The 19,405-nt window shown below is 60.9% G+C and carries 14 protein-coding genes; 7 read left to right on the top strand and 7 right to left on the bottom strand.

Translation table 11 applies throughout. From position 1 onward, the window contains the following. The first annotated feature begins 58 nt into the window (after nt 1-58). The 3 genes from IV109_RS07440 (at nt 59) to IV109_RS07430 (ending at nt 1,944) form a co-directional block, all read left to right on the top strand. A complete protein-coding gene (locus tag IV109_RS07440) occupies nt 59-496 on the top strand; it encodes a hypothetical protein (protein WP_296694474.1) in 438 nt (145 codons plus the stop codon). Between the two features lie 63 nt (nt 497-559). Beyond that, nucleotides 560-1,579 (top strand): glycosyltransferase family 2 protein, encoded by a 1,020-nt coding sequence (locus IV109_RS07435; RefSeq protein WP_296694472.1) that lies wholly within the window; start codon nt 560-562, stop codon nt 1,577-1,579. Further along, the gene (locus IV109_RS07430; protein ID WP_296694471.1) at nt 1,576-1,944 is read left to right on the top strand and encodes a GtrA family protein; all 369 of its coding nucleotides are present in this window, start codon (nt 1,576-1,578) and stop codon (nt 1,942-1,944) included. The genes IV109_RS07435 and IV109_RS07430 overlap by 4 nt, the downstream gene beginning before the upstream one ends. On the opposite strand, the gene IV109_RS07425 is transcribed toward IV109_RS07430, so the two are convergent. The 3 genes from IV109_RS07425 to IV109_RS07415 are packed head-to-tail and all read right to left on the bottom strand — an operon-like array spanning nt 1,873 to nt 5,198. Continuing rightward, nucleotides 1,873-3,453, bottom strand: coding sequence for a glycosyltransferase family 39 protein (locus IV109_RS07425; protein ID WP_296694470.1), 1,581 nt, complete (start codon nt 3,451-3,453; stop codon nt 1,873-1,875). The two genes, IV109_RS07430 and IV109_RS07425, sit on opposite strands and share 72 nt — an antisense overlap. A 9-nt stretch (nt 3,454-3,462) precedes the next feature. Continuing rightward, the gene (locus IV109_RS07420) at nt 3,463-4,278 is read right to left on the bottom strand and encodes a ChbG/HpnK family deacetylase (RefSeq protein WP_296694467.1); all 816 of its coding nucleotides are present in this window, start codon (nt 4,276-4,278) and stop codon (nt 3,463-3,465) included. Beyond that, on the bottom strand, nt 4,275-5,198 hold the full coding sequence (locus IV109_RS07415; RefSeq protein ID WP_296694466.1) for a LysR family transcriptional regulator: 924 nt from the start codon (nt 5,196-5,198) through the stop codon (nt 4,275-4,277). The genes IV109_RS07420 and IV109_RS07415 overlap by 4 nt, the downstream gene beginning before the upstream one ends. Nucleotides 5,199-5,426: 228 nt before the next feature. Between IV109_RS07415 and IV109_RS07410 the strand changes: the two genes are divergently transcribed. The 4 genes from IV109_RS07410 to IV109_RS07395 all read left to right on the top strand — a co-directional run bounded on the left by IV109_RS07410 (nt 5,427) and on the right by IV109_RS07395 (nt 10,777). Next, on the top strand, nt 5,427-6,443 hold the full coding sequence (locus tag IV109_RS07410; RefSeq protein ID WP_296694465.1) for a glycosyltransferase family 2 protein: 1,017 nt from the start codon (nt 5,427-5,429) through the stop codon (nt 6,441-6,443). After that, nucleotides 6,440-7,945 (top strand): glycosyltransferase family 39 protein, encoded by a 1,506-nt coding sequence (locus IV109_RS07405; RefSeq protein WP_296694464.1) that lies wholly within the window; start codon nt 6,440-6,442, stop codon nt 7,943-7,945. Before IV109_RS07410 ends, IV109_RS07405 begins: the two co-directional genes overlap by 4 nt. Nucleotides 7,946-8,151: 206 nt before the next feature. Further along, nucleotides 8,152-10,395, top strand: coding sequence for a malate synthase G (locus IV109_RS07400; RefSeq protein WP_296694462.1), 2,244 nt, complete (start codon nt 8,152-8,154; stop codon nt 10,393-10,395). 166 nt (nt 10,396-10,561) lie between these two features. Beyond that, on the top strand, nt 10,562-10,777 hold the full coding sequence (locus tag IV109_RS07395; RefSeq protein ID WP_296694460.1) for a cysteine-rich CWC family protein: 216 nt from the start codon (nt 10,562-10,564) through the stop codon (nt 10,775-10,777). 43 nt (nt 10,778-10,820) lie between these two features. On the opposite strand, the gene IV109_RS07390 is transcribed toward IV109_RS07395, so the two are convergent. The 4 genes from IV109_RS07390 to IV109_RS07375 form a co-directional block, all read right to left on the bottom strand. Further along, nucleotides 10,821-11,516, bottom strand: a complete 696-nt coding sequence (locus IV109_RS07390; protein WP_296694459.1) for a VTT domain-containing protein — start codon at nt 11,514-11,516, stop codon at nt 10,821-10,823. After that, a complete protein-coding gene (locus IV109_RS07385; protein WP_296694456.1) occupies nt 11,500-15,366 on the bottom strand; it encodes an amino acid adenylation domain-containing protein in 3,867 nt (1,288 codons plus the stop codon). The genes IV109_RS07390 and IV109_RS07385 overlap by 17 nt, the downstream gene beginning before the upstream one ends. Beyond that, nucleotides 15,324-17,144, bottom strand: coding sequence for a patatin-like phospholipase family protein (locus tag IV109_RS07380; RefSeq protein ID WP_296694454.1), 1,821 nt, complete (start codon nt 17,142-17,144; stop codon nt 15,324-15,326). The genes IV109_RS07385 and IV109_RS07380 overlap by 43 nt, the downstream gene beginning before the upstream one ends. Before the next feature lie 70 nt (nt 17,145-17,214). After that, on the bottom strand, nt 17,215-19,308 hold the full coding sequence (locus tag IV109_RS07375) for a hypothetical protein (protein ID WP_296694452.1): 2,094 nt from the start codon (nt 19,306-19,308) through the stop codon (nt 17,215-17,217). Nucleotides 19,309-19,405: the final 97 nt, after the last annotated feature.

Genomic DNA, 19,405 nt, shown 5'->3' with positions numbered 1-19,405 from the left:
TGTGCTGGAATTCACCCCGGCATTCGCCTCACCCAACCATATTTTTTCAGGAAACACCATGAAGAAGCTACTGACACTCCTTGCCCTTGGCTTGACGATGACCTTTGGCGTAGCTCACGCAGCGGATGCCGGCGCAGATTGCGCCGCCAAGGCTGCGGAAAAGAAGCTGGCCGGTGCGGCCAAGGCAAGTTTCGAGAAGAAATGCGTGGCCGATGCGGCCGGAGCCGCCGCGACCACAAGCCCCGTATGCGAAAAGTCTGCCGCGGACAAAAAGCTCGCAGGTGCCGCCAAAGCCAGCCACATCAAGAAATGCATGGCCGATGAGAAGGCCGGCCCTGCAGCCGCCCCATCCTGTGAAACCGTTGCCGCAGACAAGAAACTCGCGGGTGCCGCCAAGACCAGCTTCATGAAGAAGTGCCAGGCCGACGAGAAGGCTGGAGCCAAACCTGAAGCAGCGGCCAAGCCGGCAGCCGCGGCACCCGCCGCGAAAAAATAAGACTCGACCCCAAAAACCCCGCCGGTTCCGCCCGGCGGGGTTTTCTTTTGGCATGATGCGACCATGATTTCCCGTTCTGACCGACCCTCCTCCATTTCCTGCGTCATCCCGGCCTTCAACGAAGCGCGCAATCTGGGCGTGGTGATCCCCCACATCCTGACAACGCTCGCCACCATGAGCGACCACATCGAGTTGATCGTCGTGGATGATGGGAGCCGCGACGACACCACGCAGGTCATGCAAACCCTGTGCGCGGCACACCGGGAGGTCGTCTACCTGAAGCTTTCACGCAACTTTGGCAAGGAACCCGCACTGACGGCCGGCATTGACGCGACCCGGGGCGAAGTGGTGATCCTGATGGACGCCGACGGTCAGCATCCCGTGGCACTGCTGCCGGAGATGCTGCAAAAGTGGCGCGCAGGTGCGGACGTGGTGTACGCCGTTCGCAAGACCCGCGACGACCAGTCGGGGCTGCAGGTCAGTCTGACCGGGCTGTTTTACAAACTGGTCAACTTTGGCAACCGGGTGAAGATCCCGGCCAATGCGGGCGACTTCCGGCTGATGGACCGCAAGGTGGTCGACGCCCTGAAAAGACTGCCCGAGCGCAACCGCTTCATGAAGGGCCTGTACGCCTGGGTCGGATTCAACAGCACGGCCATTGACTACCAGCCTTTGCCGCGCGCCGATGGCCGCAGCAACTTTGGTTTGCGCGGATCGCTTTCGCTGGCACTGACTGGCATTCTGGCATTCTCCATTGCCCCCCTGCGTGCTCTGACGCTGGTGGGCTTGGTGTTGTCTGCTGTGGCCCTGGGCTACGGCGCCTGGGTGGTGATCGAATATTTCTACACCGGCATCGCCGTTCCGGGTTACGCCACCATCGTGGTCGGCATGATGTTTTTCAGCGGCATTCAACTCCTCTCCATCGGCGTACTGGCCGAGTATGTAGGTCGCATTTACGAGGAAGTGAAACAGCGCCCGGCCTACCTCATCAGCCAGCGCCAAGGCCATGGCCTGACGACGCAAACTTATGCCGGCAATAGCGAGGATTCCCAGTCCCGGCAACAGGAATCCTCCCTGCTTTGAACGCCTCGACTTTTTGGTTTCTGGCGGTGGGAGGCAGTGCGGCACTGACGCACATGCTGGTATTTGCGTTTTTTCAGCATCGCATGCTCCCTGAAGTGGCCAATGCGCTGGGGTTTTGTATTGCCTTCTTTGTCAGCTTTGCCGGACACCGGCTTTTGAGCTTCAAGGATGCCGGCACCAGCGTTGGCACCAGTCTGGGCCGGTTTATCGTGACCGCCCTGGCGGGCTTTGTCAGCAATGAACTCGTCTTCATGCTGCTCTGGCGCGGGCTGGGGGCGCCCTCGCTGGCGGCGCTATTCGTGGCGCTGGTTTTTGCAGCCGGGCAAACCTTTGTGCTCAGCCGATTTTGGGCCTTCCGCCGCTGATGTCGTCACGGACTGGTACAACACCCAGCCCGCCCCCTCGTAGAAAAGTTTCCAGCCGGTCACGCCTTCGGCAACCGGGTTGCCGCGCTGCGTGACAAACCAGTTGCCCGGCACAGCCCCTGCCTTGGCCAACTCCGAAGGCGACTGCAAAACCCGGGCAGCGTGCGCGTCAAAATCTGCGCCTTCAAACAATTCGCGCTGCCAGCCATCTCCCACCGCTTTGCGCCATGCGGCCCATTCGCCCAGCACCACCATGGGTTTGCTCGTTTGCGCGTAAAAAGGAAGGTCGTAGGGGAACGCTCCCGCCACGTAGACGGTGTCGGAGGGTCTGGCCGCACAAGCCAGCGCCTGCGCAACATCCTGTGCGCGCCCGGTACGGGTCACATCACCGACCTTGAGAACCAGGGTGAGCGCGATCCCGAGGTTGAGCACGCACAAGCCCGCGAACAGCTTGCCTGAAAAGCTTCGATGGCCCAGAGTCCGCTCCCAGCCCAGCGCCGACAGCAATGCCAGCGCCGGCATCACCGGCAGCACATAGCCCACCAGCTTGGAATTGGGAATCGAGAAAAAGACCATGATGGCCACGACCCAGATCCAGCACAGGCTCCACCACGCCCTGCTCATCGGCAGCGCAGCGCCAAGAGCGCGATGCGCCGACCGGCGGACCTGGTTGAGTGCAAAAAACACCCAGGGAAACATCAGAAGCACCAGCGTCAGGAGATAGAACCACCAGGGCTGGGGGTTGTTGTAACTGGTGGCGGTGTAGCGCTTGAAATGCTGGTTGATGAACATGTAATCAAACAGCTGCGGGTACTTCTGCTGGGCAATGACAAACCACGGCAGCGCAATCAAGGCAAACAGGGTCAGGCCACTGAGCCACGGCAGGTAGAGCACTTTTTTGAACTGGCGCGTCCACAACAGCCAGATGAAGATCACCAGGCCGGGCAGGGCGATACCGATCAAGCCCTTGCTGAGCATGCCCATGGCACAGGCGATGAAGCCCACGCGGGCCAGCGTGGCGTGGGGCCTGTCGCCCGCCATGAATGCAAACGCAAAGCACCATATGGCCACGCCAATCCATGAAGCCACCAGCATGTCGTGGTTCACGTACTGGCCGCCAATCAGGAAAGTCAGGCTCGTGCCCAGCATCATGGCCGCACGCCGGGCAATCTGCTCGGTGCTGATGATCCTGGCCGAAACATACAGGGCCACCAGCATCAGGCCCACATGCAGTGCCGGAATCAGGCGCAAGGCCAGTTCATGGGTGCCCAAGGTGGCCACCGACATGGCCTCCAGCCAGTACAGGTACGGCGGCTTGTGAAAGAAGGGAATGCCGTTGAGACGCGGCGTGAGCCAGTCTCCGCTTTCCAGCATCCAGCGTCCGATTTCGCCGTAGCGGCCTTCGTCGGGCACTGCCAGAGGCCTCAATACAGCCAGCGTCAGCAACACGAGCCAGAGTCCGGCCAGGATCAACCAGGATTTTTTTTGTTCAGTCAGGGAGGTATTCACCGCCGGATTTTAGCGGCCACCCCGCACCAACCGCACCCCGGCCCGGGTCAGCGCTGCAGGAAAGTCGGCGCCCGACAAATAGGAAAACTCCTGCGCGCGGGCCACACCGATGGCGTCCTGCGGCTCTGCGGCCTGCGCCGGGTGGCACATGATGATGCTGCCTGCAGGCGCAACATTCAGCCAGTGCGCCATCTGTCCGGCATACCGGAGCTCGTTCCCCGAAAAATCATAGATACCCAACAGGCCAGGAGATCTCGTGATATCTGAATTCATTGCTATATTTTCAAGAGCGGATGCACCCATCGCCGCGATCACGCGACTTTTCAGGTCAACCGCCCCACGTGGGGCACGCGAAATCCGCAGGTAAGGCTTGCGCTCGCCGTAGCGCCTGGACAACACCTGGACCAAAGCGTCCCGAATGCCCGCGAACTGCTGCACGTGCTGATGGCCATCCACATAGTCTGGCGCTGCCTGCCACTGCGCCTCGAAGGCATCCAGCTGGCGCTCGATCACGCCACGCGCCGCACCGACGTCAAAACCACCCAGTACCGCCTTGAGCATAGCCGAACCCAGCGACATGCCATGCCCGGCCGACAGGGCAAATTCACTGGTCCAGTCCAGGTGCAGACCCACATCGATGCGCCCTCGCAGGTCTTGCAACAGGGCCACGTCCCGGGGCCAGCGTGGCGACAGGACCATGACGCTGGTCGCGCTGATGCGCCTCATGGTCGCCAGCTTGGCAATGCCGAGGGACGCACTGGCATGCACCGCAAAGTCATCGGCGCACAAGATCACGCCTTTCGAGTCCACTTGCTGGCGCGTCATGGTTGCGCCCGCCAGAATCCGGCCTGGCTGAAATGGTGCTTCAAGAAGTCAATCCACAAGCGCACCCGCAGGGGCAGGTGTTTGGCGTGGGGAAATACCGCATAGATGCCGTTGGGCGGTGCCGCGAAGTCTTCCAGTACCGCCACCAACGCGCCGCTCGCGATTTCCGCCTCGACCTCCCAGGTGCTGCGCCAGGCAATGCCGTAGCCACTCAGACACCAGTCATGCAACACCTGTCCATCCGAACAATTCAACGGGCCACCGGGTTTGAGGTACATCAGCTCCCCGCCCTTGCCCTGCGGTATCTGGAATGCCCAGCCCCGGCTCTGGGAGGCGTCGCTGGACAAAGTGAGACAGTCAAACCGGGACAGATCATTGGGATGAGCGGGCATGCCGTGGTGCTTCAGATAGCCGGGTGTGGCCACGCACAAACGGCGATTGTCTGCCAGGCGCACACTCACCAGGGACGAGTCCGGCATATCACCGACCCGGACAGCGCAGTCAAAGCCCTCGGCACCCAAATCGACCACGCGATCACTCAGGTTCAGGGAAATGGTGACGTCGCTGTGCAATTCACGAAAACGCGGCACCAGGGGCGCCACATGCCGACGTCCGAAACCCGCAGGCGCAGTGATGCGCAGGTGCCCACTGGCTTTCACGCCGCCCGCAGAAACACTGGCCTCGGCATTGGCCACATCGGCCAGCAAACGCTGGCAATCCTCCAGAAACGCGCTGCCTTCGTGCGTCAGGCTGATGCGACGGGTGGTGCGCACCAGCAACTTCACGCCCAACCGTTCTTCCAGTGCATCAAGCCGGCGCCCCATGATGGCCGGGGCCACACCCTCCGCATTCGCAGCAGCGGTCAGACTACCGCGAACGGCAATCGATACAAAGGATTCGAGCTGTTTGAACTTGTCCACCGATCAAGATTACCGGCAATTTTGTAAAAAATCAATCGGAAAACTCAATTATTACGTCCACTTTTTTAAATCCAAGGTGCCGTGCGTCTTCGACATCATGGATTCGTCGACCTGCACGGCTTTGCTTTTCTTTACCTGTTTCAACGATTCCCGCAGGCAATTTCCCTCCGGGATTGCCACAATACAGGCCTCGCACAAAACAAAAAAGCAAAAAATTCCGGAGGTTTCATGCCCATTGACATCAACGTGTTGGCAGGCCATGCGCCCGCGACACGCCCAGCGCCCGTCACCCCCATCTGCCAGCTCAGCGTCATCGTACCGATCTTCAATGAAGAGGCTGTCATTGCACAATTTCATGCGCGATTGATCCAGGTTTTGGCGTCGTGCCCCGGTGTTCATGAAATCATTTACGTTGACGATGGCAGCACCGACAGCTCGCGACAGGTGCTTGAAGGCCTTCGGCAGGCCTGCCCGCAAGTCGGGGTCGCCCGCCTCAGCCGCAACTTCGGCAAAGAGCGCGCCATGACCGCGGGCCTTGAAATGGCCCGGGGTGAGGCCGTCATCATCCTGGATGTGGATTTGCAGGACCCGCCCGAACTGATCCCCCGCATGCTCGACGCCTGGCGCACTGGCGCAGACGTCGTCAACATGCGACGCACCGGACGGGATGGCGAAACGATGATCAAAAAAGCCACAGCCCACTTTTTCTACCGCATCATCAACCGGCTCAGCGACGTATCCATCCCCAGCGATGTCGGGGATTTTCGTTTGTTCAGCCGACGTGCCGTGGACGCACTGAACCGTCTGCCCGAGTCCAACCGCTTCATGAAAGGCCTGTTCGCCTGGATTGGCTTCTCCCAGGTAACCCTGGAATACCACCGTCAGGCCAGGGCTGCCGGCGACAGCAAGTGGCCCTACTGGAAGCTGTGGAACTTCGCGCTGGAGGGTGTGACCTCGTTTTCGACCGTGCCACTGCGAATCGCGTCCTACATCGGGTTTGCAAGTGCCTTCGGCGCATTCGTGTACGCCCTCTACTTCCTGGTGAAGACCTATATCTGGGGTGATCCCGTCAAAGGCTTTCCGACGCTGATCGAATTTGTGCTCCTGCTGGGCGGACTTCAATTGATGGCGATCGGCATCATGGGCGAATACGTTGGGCGCATGTACCTGGAGTCCAAGCGGCGTCCCGTCTATCTGCTGGACGCCTACCAGCCCGCCCTCCTGGCCGCAGACCCATCGGCATGAGCAAGGGGATGGCGCGCAGCGAAGCATCGAGCGAAACCCTTGTCGGATGGATGATCGCGGTTTTGCTGGGGGTGCGCCTGATCAGCCTGGGGCTCTACCCGCTGATGGACAAGACCGAGGCGCGCTACGCTGAAATTGCCCGTGTGATGTTTTCTCTGGGCGACTGGATCACACCCTGGTACGACACCAACATCCCGTTCTGGGGCAAGCCGCCGCTGTCCTTCTGGGCCACGGCGGCGAGCTTTGGCGCCTTGGGCGTCAACGAGTTTGCTGCGCGCCTGCCCCACTTTCTCGCGGCACTGGGGGTCGGCTGGTTGGTATGGAACTGGGCCAGACGACACGCACGCCAAGAGGCACTGACAGCCATCGCCTTGCTCGCGGGCTGCAGCCTGATGCTTGTTGCGGCGGGCGCTGTCATGACCGACATGGTTCTGGTGCTGGGCACCACCCTGACAATGCGCGGCTTCTGGCTGGGCCTGCACGGTGACGAAGACCAGCAACAGCGCGAGGGCTGGCTGTTTTTTCTCGGTCTCGCCATTGGCCTGCTGGCCAAAGGGCCCCTGGTGCTGGTGCTGGCCGGCTTGCCCTTGGGCCTGTGGACCCTCTGGAGCCGGCAGCTGCTGCCGGTCTGGCGCAAATTGCCGTGGGTTGGCGGCACCTTGCTGACCCTGCTGCTCGCCGGCCCCTGGTATCTTGCTGCGGAAGCTCGAACGCCTGGTTTTCTGGATTATTTTTTGCTCGGTGAGCACTGGCACCGCTTCGTGACGCCCGGCTGGGCGGGCGACCGCTATGGCGGGGCACACTCGGCGCGCCGGGGCAGCATCTGGGCGTATGCCTGGATTGCCTCGCTGCCCTGGTCCGTGCTGGTTCCCGTGGCTTGGTGGCGCTGGCACCGAGCCGCCGCAAAAAAGGCCCTGGAGCCAGCCACGCCAGCCCGCGACGAGGTGCCTTTGCAGCGCTATCTGGCCCTATGGAGCCTGGCGCCGCTGGTATTTTTCACGTTCGCCGGCAATATTCTCTGGACCTATGTGCTGCCCGCGCTGCCCGCGCTGGCCATGCTGGGTGCGGCTTGGTTGAGCCGCCGTCAGGAACCTCAGCGCATCAATTCCCTGCTGGTGTCCGGATTGGCCGTGAGCACTTTGCTATTTACAGGTTTCGTCGGCGTACTGAATTTGAAGCAGGACGAAGATCTGCAGACCACCAAGCGACTGATCGCGCACAATGTGGCCTTTGACGGCGACCAGCGCCCCTTGTTTTTTTATCCCGCGCGGCCTTACTCTGCGGCGTTCTACAGCCAGGGCAAGGCGCAGCAGATCTCTCAACCGGCCGATTTGCTGCCCCGCCTGACGCAACAAGCAGCACACTTGGCCGTGAAAACCAGCGACGTGTCCAGGCTGCCGCCCGAAGCTCAAACCCAGCTGAAGCCTTTGGCACAACACGGGAGTTACACACTGTTTTCCATGGGCACCACCGTACCTGCGCCCACCCGGACAGCACCGTAGCCAGCAGATTCGGACCTCGGCTGTTGATGGATTACATCTGTTTTTATCAGGGATAAATAGATTTATCGAAAGTCAATCACTTGACAGGTATCGAATAAAGTCGTGCGGATGTTCAGTAAACTCAAGGGTCAGGCTGTTGTCTCCCACCTGCTGGGCAGCGACGCCCCTTCGTGTTGAACGACACAAAATCCTCTGAAGAGCACACCATGACCACACGCATTCCCGCCCATCGCCTGCAAGTTGCCAGCGCCCTGCACCAGTTCATTGAGACCCGTGTCCTGCCAGGCACTGGTCTGAGCCCAGCCAAATTCTGGAAAGGCTTTGACGCCATCGTGGCTGATCTGGCACCGAAAAACATCGCCCTTCTGGCCGAGCGCGATCGCCTCCAGACCGAAATGGACACCTGGCACAAAGCCAACCCGGGCCCCATCACCGCAGGTGATCCGTCCAAGCCCTCGGACATGAGCAACTACCGCGCCTTCCTGGAAAAGATTGGCTATCTGGTTCCCGCCCCGAAAAAAGTGCGCATCACCACTGCCAAGGTAGACGCGGAACTTGCCGTGCAGGCCGGCCCGCAACTGGTGGTGCCCGTGCTCAACGCCCGCTACGCCCTGAACGCCGCCAATGCGCGTTGGGGCAGTTTGTACGACGCGCTGTATGGCACCGACGTGATCTCTGAAGCCAATGGCTGCGAAAAAGGCAAAGGCTACAACCCCAAGCGCGGCGCCAAGGTCATTGAATACGCACGCTACGTGCTGGACCGCACCGCCCCCCTGCGCAAGGGCTCGCACATTGACTCGACGGGCTACCGCATCAAAGACGGCAAACTGGTCGTCAAACTCAAGGACGGCGGCACCACCAGCCTGCTGAATGCGGCGCAGCTGGTCGGCTTCCAGGGTGAGGCCAAGGCGCCTTCATCCGTGCTGCTGCAGCACAACGGCCTGCACCTGGACATCCAGATTAACCGCGCTACGCCGATCGGCGCCAGCGACGCCGCCGGTGTCAGCGACCTGGTGCTGGAAGCGGCGCTCTCCACCATTCTGGACCTGGAAGATTCCGTGGCCGTGGTGGACGCAGATGACAAGGTGCTGGCCTACAGCAACTGGCTTGGCATCCTGCAAGGCACCCTGACCGAGAGTTTTGAGAAGGGCGGCCAGACACTCACCCGTGGCCTGAACGCCGACCGCGTCTACACCCCGCCAAGCGGCAAGGGCAAACCCGTCACACTGCACGGCCGCTCCCTCATGTTTGTGCGCAACGTCGGCCACCTGATGACCAACCCGGCCATCCTGTACACCGACAAAAAGGGCGAAACACGCGAGATTCCTGAAGGCATTCTGGACGCGGTGGTCACCACCACCATCGCCATGCACGACTTGAAGCGCAGCGCCAAGGACAGCATCCGCAACTCGCGCAAAGGCTCAGTCTACATCGTCAAGCCCAAGATGCACGGCCCGGCCGAAGTGGCTTTTGCCGCCGAGCTGTTCAGCCGTGTCGAAAAGATGCTGGGCCTGAATGAGAGCACCGTTAAGCTGGGCATCATGGACGAAGAGCGCCGCACTAGCGTTAACCTGAAAGCCTGCATTGCCGCGGCGCAAAGCCGCGTCGCCTTCATCAACACCGGCTTCCTGGACCGCACCGGCGACGAGATGCATACCGCCATGCAGGCCGGCCCCATGATCCGCAAGGGCGACATGAAGACCAGCGCCTGGATCCAGGCCTACGAGCGCAACAACGTGCTGGTGGGCTTGTCCTGCGGCCTGCGCGGCAAGGCACAGATCGGCAAGGGCATGTGGGCCATGCCTGACCTGATGAAGGCCATGATGGAGCAGAAGATTGGCCACCCGCGCGCCGGTGCCAACACCGCCTGGGTGCCCAGCCCCACCGGCGCCACGCTGCATGCGCTGCACTACCACCAGGTGCTGGTCAGCGACGTGCAAAAGGATCTGGAAAAAATCAATGCCGACAAGGAACGCGACACGCTGCTAACCGGCCTTTTGACTATTCCCGTGACCGCCACCCCCAACTGGACCGATGCTGAAAAGCAGCAGGAGCTGGACAACAACGCACAGGGCATCCTGGGCTATGTGGTGCGCTGGATCGACCAGGGCGTAGGCTGCTCCAAGGTGCCCGACATCCACAACGTCGGCCTGATGGAAGACCGCGCCACGCTGCGCATCAGCAGCCAGCACATGGCCAACTGGCTGCACCATGGCGTGGTGACAGAAGCCCAGGTCAAGGAAACCTTCGAACGCATGGCCGCCGTGGTGGACAAGCAGAACGCCGGCGACCCGCTGTACCAGAACATGGCCGGCAACTTTGACACATCCATGGCCTACAAAGCGGCCTGCGATCTGGTGTTCAAGGGTCTGGCCCAGCCCAGCGGCTATACCGAGCCGCTGCTGCATGCCTGGCGCTTGAAGGTGAAGGCGGCTGCAGTCCAAGCCTGATTGCTCTCAAATCAGGAGCTAATCAGGTAATAGATACGAAGGCCAGGGGCCAATTCAGTATCAAATCACGATCAAAACGGCATCTTCGGATGCCGTTTTTTCTTGGCATTTCGCCTACGCGGCCTACACTGTGCCCATACAGCCATTCACAGCCAAGGAGGTTCCCATGCAAGTTGCCCTGCCCGCTGATCCCAACCAGTGCCCGCTGTGCGGCCAAACCAACGAATGCGCCATGGAGGTGGAACGCACTACCGGCGTGAAACAGCCGCCCTGCTGGTGCAGCCAGATCAAATTCGAGGCCGCCTTGCTGTCGCGCATTCCCGAACACGCGCGCGGCAAGGCCTGCATTTGCGCGACCTGCGCCCAGGAAGAGGCACCATGAGCACCGCGCAGATGGATCACACCCAGAATGGTGGCTGACCTTTTTATTGTGCGCGGGAATGACGCATCCAGCGGCGCAGACCCCAGACCCCCAGAACGATCAGCAGCAGCGTCAGCGCCACCATCCAGATGCGTCCTGCAGACGGTTGTTTCAAGGCAACCATGATCTGCTCCATGAAGATCATCATCGCCACCGTTCCCGGCGTCATGCCCACGGCAGTCCCAAGCAGCAGATCCCGCAGCCGAATATGGGACGCCCCCGCAATCATGTTGACAATGGCAAAGGGGGCCACGGGCACCAGGCGCACCGCGATGACGGCCAACACCCCGCGGCGGGCCAGTTGCTGGCTGAGCGCATTGACACGTGCGCCGCCGAAATGCTCCAGGGCTTCGCGCCCCAGATACTTCCCCAGTCCATAACTGAGGCACGCGCCGACCAGGGCACCCAGCAAGGTGCAGGCAGCCCCGATCCAGGGACCGAAAGCAACGATGCAGACCAGGGTCAAAAAAATCAAGGGCACGGCAGCGGCCACCGCCAGCGCAAAAATTGTCACAGCCGCCACAAAGCCGAAGCTCTGCCCCACGCGCCGCAGGCTCGCCACCATCAGGTCCATGTCAAGCCAGGTCCGCAAAGGCGACCAGGACCAGGCCGCCGCCAGCCCGATCAGGACGACCAGCGCCGCCAGCAGCCACAGCAGGCGTAAACGCAAGCGCTTTTGCCGGTCATGCGCCATCGACATGGGGCAAACCCAGTGCTTCGGTCATCACCGCAGCCAGCTCACCGACATTGCCAGTCTCGAAAATGGAGCCATGCAAACCCGCGACCTGGCGCTGCGCAAGTTGATCGGCAATGAGCCGCTGCCAGGGACGAAAAAACCAGCGATCCCAGCTCGCCAGTCCTGAGGACTTGATCAGCAGCGTAGGCGCGTCAAAGCCGACAGGACGATAGTCACTCAAAGCCATCACCTGTCCCACCAGCCCCGGATCATTGAACATGGCGCCCAGCCGTCGGCCATTCATGCTCAATTCCTGCACATGCAGATTGCGCACCAGCCAGCCCAGCATGCGCCAGGACCTTGTGCCACCGAAGACAGCCTTGGGATAGATGGTGTCAATCAACACCAGCCCTCGCACGCCGATGCCGCGTTGCCTGAGCAGCCGGGCCGTCTCCAGCGCAGCAATACCTCCAACCGAGAAGCCCGCCAGGAAACCAGGCTCACGGCCCTGGGCCTGAATGCAGTTGGCATACAGTTCGGCCAGTTCGGCCACGGTTTTGACCACCCGGTCCATGGGTGGCTGCAGCATTTCTGCATCGCAGGTGTTGCCCAAGGCCCGTGCCAGGTTCTGGAAGCGCAGCAAGTCGCCATGTCCGGACGCCGCCAGGTAAAGCGGCACTCGCCCATGACCCCCGACCTGTTTGCCCAGATGGATCATCAGCTCCGGGGAGTAGGGGGCGGCCGTCCCCAGTGCGCCAGCGAGACGCTCTATGGTGGGATTTTCAGTCAGCAAATACATCGGCACCTTGCGCCCCAGTTTTTTTTCGACCCCCGCCAGGATGCTGACCGCCGCCAGAGAATCTCCTCCCAGGTCAAAAAAGTTGTCCTCCATGCTGATCGGGCGCGGCTCAAGCACGCTCTCCCACAAGGTCAGCAGATCACGTTCCAGCGCGGTGGTCGTCGTGCGCGCCACCGTCGTGCGCACCATCAACTCAGGCTCCGGCAGGGCCGCATAGTCAATCTTGCCAGCACTGCTCTCAGGCATGACGGGCACAACACTGATGCTGCCAGGGATCATGTAGTCTGGCAAACGCGCACGCAATATCCGCTGCAGGTTATCCGTGTTCACGGCGCCGGGTGCCGCGACCCACACATGAATCATGGCTTTGTCGCGACGCGTCACCAGTTTGGCCGCCGCCTGGCTTACCCCTTCGACCGCGATGCACGCGGCTTCAATTTCACCCAGCTCAATACGGTAACCGCGCAGCTTGATCTGACGATCGAGTCGGCCGATGAAGTGAAGATTGCCATCAACGCCCAGCCAGCCCCGATCCCCGGTCCGGTACATCCGTGAACCGGGTCGAAACGGATCGTCCAGGAAAACTTCCCGGTTCAGTTCAGCCCGGCGGAGATAGCCCTTCGCAATGGCATCGCCGCCAATGAATATTTCGCCCGCCATGCCCAGCGGCAAGGGCCGCAAGCCCGTATCCAGGACGTAGATACGCGTGTCGTCAATCGGTCGCCCAATGGGCAAAGCCTGATCGCCTGAATTGACGCTGCACTTCCAGGCGGTGGCAAAAATGGCCGTCTCGGTCGGCCCGTAGACGTTGTACAGGTGCGCTCCCGTTTCGACGATGAAACGACTGGCCAGCTCGGGCGGAAGTACCTCGCCTCCGCAGCAGGCCACGCGCAATCTGAGCTCGGGCCGGCGACCCGCAGCATCCAGAAAACGGGCCAGGGTAGAAGGCACAAACGCCATGATGGTGACGCCGTGACGCAGGACAAACTCCGCCAGCGACTCGGGCAACAATCGTCCGGGCGCTGGCAAAGCCACACTGGCCCCGTGAATCAGCGGCAGGATGATTTCAATCAGCGAAGGGTCGAATGTTAGCTGGGTCGCCTGCGCCGACCGGTCACGCCAATTGACGGCGAAGGCTCGTGAAAGCCACGCCAGGCGGCGCGACAAGGTGGCGTAGTCGACCGTCACGCCCTTGGGCCTGCCGGTCGAGCCTGATGTGAACAGCACATAAGCCAGGTCTTGCGGAGCCGGCCGCTCCCGCATTGCGATCTCGGGGGCAAGCATCGAATCCGGCGGTGAGTCATTCCAGTCAATGAGCACCGTGCGGTGATGAAGCTGGGTCAAACGCTCATCGCCCGGCGCTTGAACCAGCAGGGCCGCGGCATCACTTTCCTTGAGGATTTCGGCCAGACGTGCCACGGGCGCATCCATGTCCAATGGCAAAAAGGCAGCGCCCGCCTTGGCAATGGCCAGCAACGCCAGCACCATGTCGGGTGATCGCGCAATGGCCAGGGCCACGATCGCGCCATGCGCCACACCCAGGACCGCCAAGCGACCGGCGAGCCGGGTGGCGCGACGGTCCAGCGCAGCGTAGTCAAGGCTGCCGCCGTCCCACACCAACGCAATCGCCTCGGGGCGCAAGGCAACCTGATGCTCAAAGAGCGCAATGTAGGGCTGCGTCACTGCGTGGCAAGCGATGTCTTTGTGCAAGCCTTCGATCAAAGCCCATTGCTCTTCGGGCGGCAGAATACCCACGTCCTCGATCCGCTCATCCGGTTTGGCCATGAACGACTCCACCAGATGCCACAATCGCCGGCCTAGCAGTTCAGCTTCGCCCGCTGCAAAACAGGCGCTGCTTGCGTCCAGCACCAGCTCCAGATCCTGCTGCGGGTGAAACTCGCACACGGTCACACCCAAGGGGTAACGAGCGGTGCCGGAGAACAGCTGCCGTGAATCAAGCAGCCGGGCATCGCCGAACGACACGTCGTAGTCCTGCCGTTCAAAGGAAAGCAGAACGTCAAACAGGCCGTCACGGCCCGAGCGAATCAACTGCAACGAGCGGCCAAGCTCGCTCAAGGGGTAACGCGGATGGCGCAATGCCCCCCGCAGGGCGCTTGCCGCCGCGCCAAGCAGCTCCCTGGCCGTCATGCCGGGTTCGATGCGCACCTGCAGCGCCAGAACCCCCACAAACATGCCCAGGGTTGACTTGAAACGCCTTCCGCCCCGGTTCAGGCTGGGGATGCCAATCACAACATCCTGGCAATGGTTGACCCGCGCAAAATACAGAACCAGCGCGGCCAGGAAAAAATTGAAAGGCGTTGCGCCAAGCCCGTTGGCGCATTGCTCCAGGTGCGCGTAGTCGGCACGGGAAATCCGCTGCACCGAAAGCCGCGACGGCGGCAACTGTGCGGCCCCTGCTGTTGCGTACTGACGCGCTATCAGCGGCGCCGGCAAGGCCGATATCTGCGCACGCCAGTAGTCCGCATCGCGCGCAAAGGCGCTCGACTGGCGATAGCTGTTCGACTCTTCGATGAACTGGCGATAGCCGGGCTCCCCGAGTGGCAGGAGTTCACTGGATGCCTGCAGCGCGTTGTAGATTTCGCTCCAGCGTTGCATCACCCGCGATGTCCCCCAGCCGTCCATCACCAGGTGATGGAACTGGATGGTCAAACCATGCAAATCCTCACCGGCATGCAACAGGGCAAAACGCCAGGGCGGCAAGCCATTCAGGGCAAAAGGCTCCCGAATACGGCGTTGCCACCAGACGCGTATCGCCTCCATCGGATCCGGCAGCTTGCTCAGGTCGACAATTTCAAGCACGGGCACGACCTGAGCCAGCAACAATTGACTGCCATCCGCACAGGGAGCAAGTCGCAAGGCCTCGTTTTCGGCCACCAGATGAGCCAGTGCCTGTCTAAACAGTGGCAGATTCAGCCGACCTTTTAGAAAAGCACCGCCGCCGATATTGAGGTGCGTGCTATCGGGCCAGGCACGCTGATCGAGCCAGACCTCATGCTGACTCAGGGACAAACTCAGTTTTTCGTGTCCTGCCGCGATGCTTTGAGGTGAGTCCATTGATCAATGTTTTCCATGGCATAGCGGTAACCGACTTCGGAGATTTCCTGCGCACGACGATAGCTCATGAGGGAAAATTCCGCCACCGGGGGTTCCAGATAGTGATCAGCCTGCGCAATCGTGCGCGCGCGTTGATTGGCACCCCCGATATGTCCAGCGCTGTACAGAATATTTCCAATGCCGGGTGACGGATGCGTATCGGGTGAAAAATACCCCTTGATCGTGCTCCAGACGGACAGCCGACTCAGGGTAGGGTCCGCACTCAGGCTGTCCCGCACATCCACATCAATGGCAATGATGGTTCCGTTGCCGCGGCGCTTCTCCAGCGGTGTCCCCAGGCGCATGCGCATGGCGTCCACGGGCACGTTCTCAAGAATCGCGCCGTCGACGAGCAAATCGCCACGATCCAGCACCGGCGGAAAAAGACCTGCAGGAGAGTTACTGGCCAGAACGGCCTGCCACAAGGGGCCGCTGTCCCGCACCGTCGTGACACCCTTGCTCAAATTGCAGGCAGCTGCGAAAAATGGGCGCCACAGATCGTCAATCGTGGTGTCGCCAAACATGCGCTTCAGATCGCGCTCCACCCGCCGACCTGAAACCAGGGAAATCACAGGCAAAGTCGGCCGCTCGCCCCCGGCTGCAAACTTCTGCGTGCGTGTCCGAATCTCATCCAGCGGTACGCCACAAACATATTGGGCACCGATCAAAGCGCCCATGCTGTTGCCACCCACCAGGTCAACCGGTATGCCGGATTCTTCCAGGGCCCGCAGCACCCCGAGGTGCGCAAATCCGCGCGCACCACCTCCGCCAAGAACCACACCCACCGCCGTACCCGTGAGAAAACGCGCCAGGCGCGCAAAATCGCCGTTGTGCTGTCTGCGCAGGGGATAGATTCGTTCGAATTCACGCACACTGCGCCAATCCGCGACGCCATCAGGCGTGCTGGCCGTGGCCGGATGCAGCAATACCAAATGTTTACGCTTCATGGGAAAGCCGGGCTCTTCGGTGAGTCGGCGTTCCAACTCGCCCATGCTGTTTGATGCACCCGCCGAGGCCACAAAAATAACCTGATCCGCCTGCCGGAAGGCGCGCCGCGTCCAGGACGACGGACTCGCTTCAGCCTCGTACACCAGAAAATCAAACCTGTCTTCAAGGTCGTCGTGCACGTCCGGTTCAAGCGCCGCAGGCATGGTCGCGACTTCGTGCGCTCTGCCCGCCGCAGGCCGCAGATGATGCACCCGCCCCTGGGCAGCAAATGCCTTGACCAGCGAATTCGCGACTTCATCGGCCCCAGCACCCTCGTGCAAGGGAACGACCACGAATGTCTGGGCATCATGCCGCTCCTGCACTGCGGTGGCATGGCGCATGAAATCGTAAATCGTCTGCACAAAGACGCGGTTCAGGGCCAGGGGATGTCGCACCAGCAAAGCTTCATAGCTGGCCCGATTCAAAACGGCCAGCAAAGAATCACGCACCGCCGTGACGTCCGCTGTCCGCGACTGCTGAAGTATCAGTCCAACCTCTCCCACACTTTGACCTGGACGGATTTCGTTGTACAGATTCAGGCCGCCAGCCTTGTCCCGACGGGATACCCGAAGACCGCCGCTGACCACAAAAAGCATGCTGTCAGACGCTTCCCCCTCCCGCAGGACCAATGCCCCACCGCGTACATCCTGAAAGGCAAGGCATCGCGCCAGATCCTCCCGGACATACTCGTCGAGCGCCCCAAAGACGCGACTCGCGCGCAACACCTTGATAACCCGGTCATGCAAGTTCATTTTGCTGCGGTGCACGCCAAGATTGGAATTCTCAACTCCTTCAGGCTGGCAAACCCAACGCAGGCCATGCCTATTTGACAGACTTGCTATCGGCAGGCCCAGGCAGGTTTGGCTCCATGGGCAAATCAAAATTCAATAAATTGTCATCATGAGGCGCCGGAGATCCACCCATGGTTTGACCTTCAGACGGGTGATCGCCTTGCATCAAGGATGGAAACTCCGAGTCTGCTGCCACCAGGGGATTGATGGCAACCTCGTCCAGGGTCGTGTCAGACAGGTCCAGATCGAGCTCATGCGGAAGCGCAATATCCACGACCGGCGACGAAGGAACCGCATTGCCGGAATTGGAAAAGTAAGTCGGCGTAACAAGCTGTGGCGCAGGGCTGACCGACGCGCGAACCGTGTTCTCACCGCCTTTGGGCGGGGTACCCTGCACAACGCTCTGGGCGACCGCATGTAAAAACAGCAGGTCGCGGAATGCGGCCAAATCAAACGGTTCGTTCTTGGCGTCCCAGGGGTCCCGGAAAATGCATGCCTCAATCACCTCCAGGACTTTGGCAGTTGGCCACAATGCGGTGATGTGGGCCAGCACCTCAGGGTAGGCGTCCAGGCTCTTGCCCTGCTCCCGGAACTGGGCAAACTCAGGCACGCGGCCATTGAACAGGAGGTTGAAATCTTCCCTGAACTGACGGAAATCGACCTTCAGGCTCAAGGAATGGAAGATACTGAGCAGATCCAGGTAGACAAGCGGATTGGGCTCGTCACTTTCGTTGATTTGTCGCTCGAGAATACGCACCGCCTGATCAGTTTGTCCAAGCGAAACAAAAAACTCAGCCTGTTGCCGGATGTCAAACACGGCCTCCGAATTGAGGTTGCGTGCGATCCCCTTCTGCGCAGGAGCAGGTGACGGCTGCTTGCGAATCGCACTGTGCGCCGCGCCGGACTGCATGAGGTTATCGAAGTTGGATTCACTCATTTCCACCAAGCTAACATCCACTTGCGATGCCGGACCGGCGTTGTCCAACGCCTCCGACAAGGCAGTCGTACGGGCCATCCTGGCTTCGAGCGCATCGCGCGCCTCTTGTTCAGTAGTATCTGCCCGGGTGACTTGTGCAGCCAACGGCGGCGGCGACGCTGCGGACGGTTCCTCCGCAGAACTGTTCCACCAATCACCACCAAAGGCTTGCACACGACGCTGTCGATTCCAGAGATAAGCGATCGCCGCCAGACAGAGCAATACCAGAGCACCTAATCCGTAAATCACGCCATTGGGGAAACGCTCCGACTCGGCTTTTTGCAAACGAGTTCTCAAATCTGCGAGATTCGCTTCATTCTTTGCCGCCAGCGCCAATAAGGCTTTGACATCGCCTTCCAGTACGCGCATTCGCTGCATGTCACGCAAAGCCTCTTCCGAAGGTGGGGGCGGCGTGACTGGCACCGAGGACTCCAGGCTGGCAACCCGGCCCGAGAGCGCCTCCAGGGGGTCCAGCTTCAGCCGCGACTGGCCGGAAGCACGCACTGCCTTGTTCTTTTCCTCCACCATCGGTCGCTTGGCAGGCGCCGCGGCGGCCGGTTTTTCTGCGGCGGGCTTACTGGCAACGTCCTGCGCGACAGCCGGCTTGGGCCTGGAAACCGGCTTCACCCTGGGGGCCGGAGCGGACTTGCTTGAAGGGGGCGCAACGGGTCGGGCTGGTGCAGCCGTCACTGCTGACGACGACCAATCCGTTGGCGCAGGCGGTGTTGCCGGTGCCGCCACCGGGGCAACCAGTGGCACGGCAGGTGCCGCGATTTCGCTGGGAAAATCGGCCAGCAAAACATAACGCCGCGTTGTTTTTTGGCCGCAACCGGTACGCAAATACACGGTAACAATGGGCTCATCTACAAGGGCTGAAGACTGAATTCGCGCGTTGGCGGTCGTCGACTGGGGGCTTGTCTCGACGACCACGCGCACGCGATTGGCGTCCTGACGGGCATCGGCATGAAAGACGTCGGCATCAAAACACAGGGAGGCGGCATCATCTCCTGCGTCCATTTGGACCTGGATCGTGACATCCAGGGGCTGCCCAATGATTGCAGCGCCACGCACGCGACCCAATGTGAGCGCCGAACTGCCAAAGGCAACACAAAGTAACGCAACCCCAACAATTTTGGCTCTATGTTCCAAGATAGCCTTCCTAAGTAGCAAATATTCTCTCACAGCCAGCGGGCAATTGATTCAAAAGGTAACAGAAATTGACTCACAGACCCCAAACCCTGATGCA

Source organism: Rhodoferax sp. (assembly GCF_018780565.1).
Classification (GTDB): domain Bacteria; phylum Pseudomonadota; class Gammaproteobacteria; order Burkholderiales; family Burkholderiaceae_C; genus Rhodoferax.
This window is presented reverse-complemented; position numbering and strand designations above follow the sequence as displayed.

Excerpts from the sequence above, each read along its gene's own strand:
- IV109_RS07440 (WP_296694474.1), top strand. The coding sequence starts at position 59 with ATGAAGAAGCTACTGACACTCCTTGCCCTTGGCTTGACGATGACCTTT.
- IV109_RS07435 (WP_296694472.1), top strand. The coding sequence starts at position 560 with ATGATTTCCCGTTCTGACCGACCCTCCTCCATTTCCTGCGTCATCCCG.
- IV109_RS07420 (WP_296694467.1), bottom strand. The coding sequence starts at position 4,278 with ATGACGCGCCAGCAAGTGGACTCGAAAGGCGTGATCTTGTGCGCCGAT.
- IV109_RS07410 (WP_296694465.1), top strand. The coding sequence starts at position 5,427 with ATGCCCATTGACATCAACGTGTTGGCAGGCCATGCGCCCGCGACACGC.
- IV109_RS07405 (WP_296694464.1), top strand. The coding sequence starts at position 6,440 with ATGAGCAAGGGGATGGCGCGCAGCGAAGCATCGAGCGAAACCCTTGTC.
- IV109_RS07400 (WP_296694462.1), top strand. The coding sequence starts at position 8,152 with ATGACCACACGCATTCCCGCCCATCGCCTGCAAGTTGCCAGCGCCCTG.
- IV109_RS07395 (WP_296694460.1), top strand. The coding sequence starts at position 10,562 with ATGCAAGTTGCCCTGCCCGCTGATCCCAACCAGTGCCCGCTGTGCGGC.
- IV109_RS07390 (WP_296694459.1), bottom strand. The coding sequence starts at position 11,516 with ATGTCGATGGCGCATGACCGGCAAAAGCGCTTGCGTTTACGCCTGCTG.
- IV109_RS07385 (WP_296694456.1), bottom strand. The coding sequence starts at position 15,366 with ATGGACTCACCTCAAAGCATCGCGGCAGGACACGAAAAACTGAGTTTG.
- IV109_RS07380 (WP_296694454.1), bottom strand. The coding sequence starts at position 17,144 with ATGAACTTGCATGACCGGGTTATCAAGGTGTTGCGCGCGAGTCGCGTC.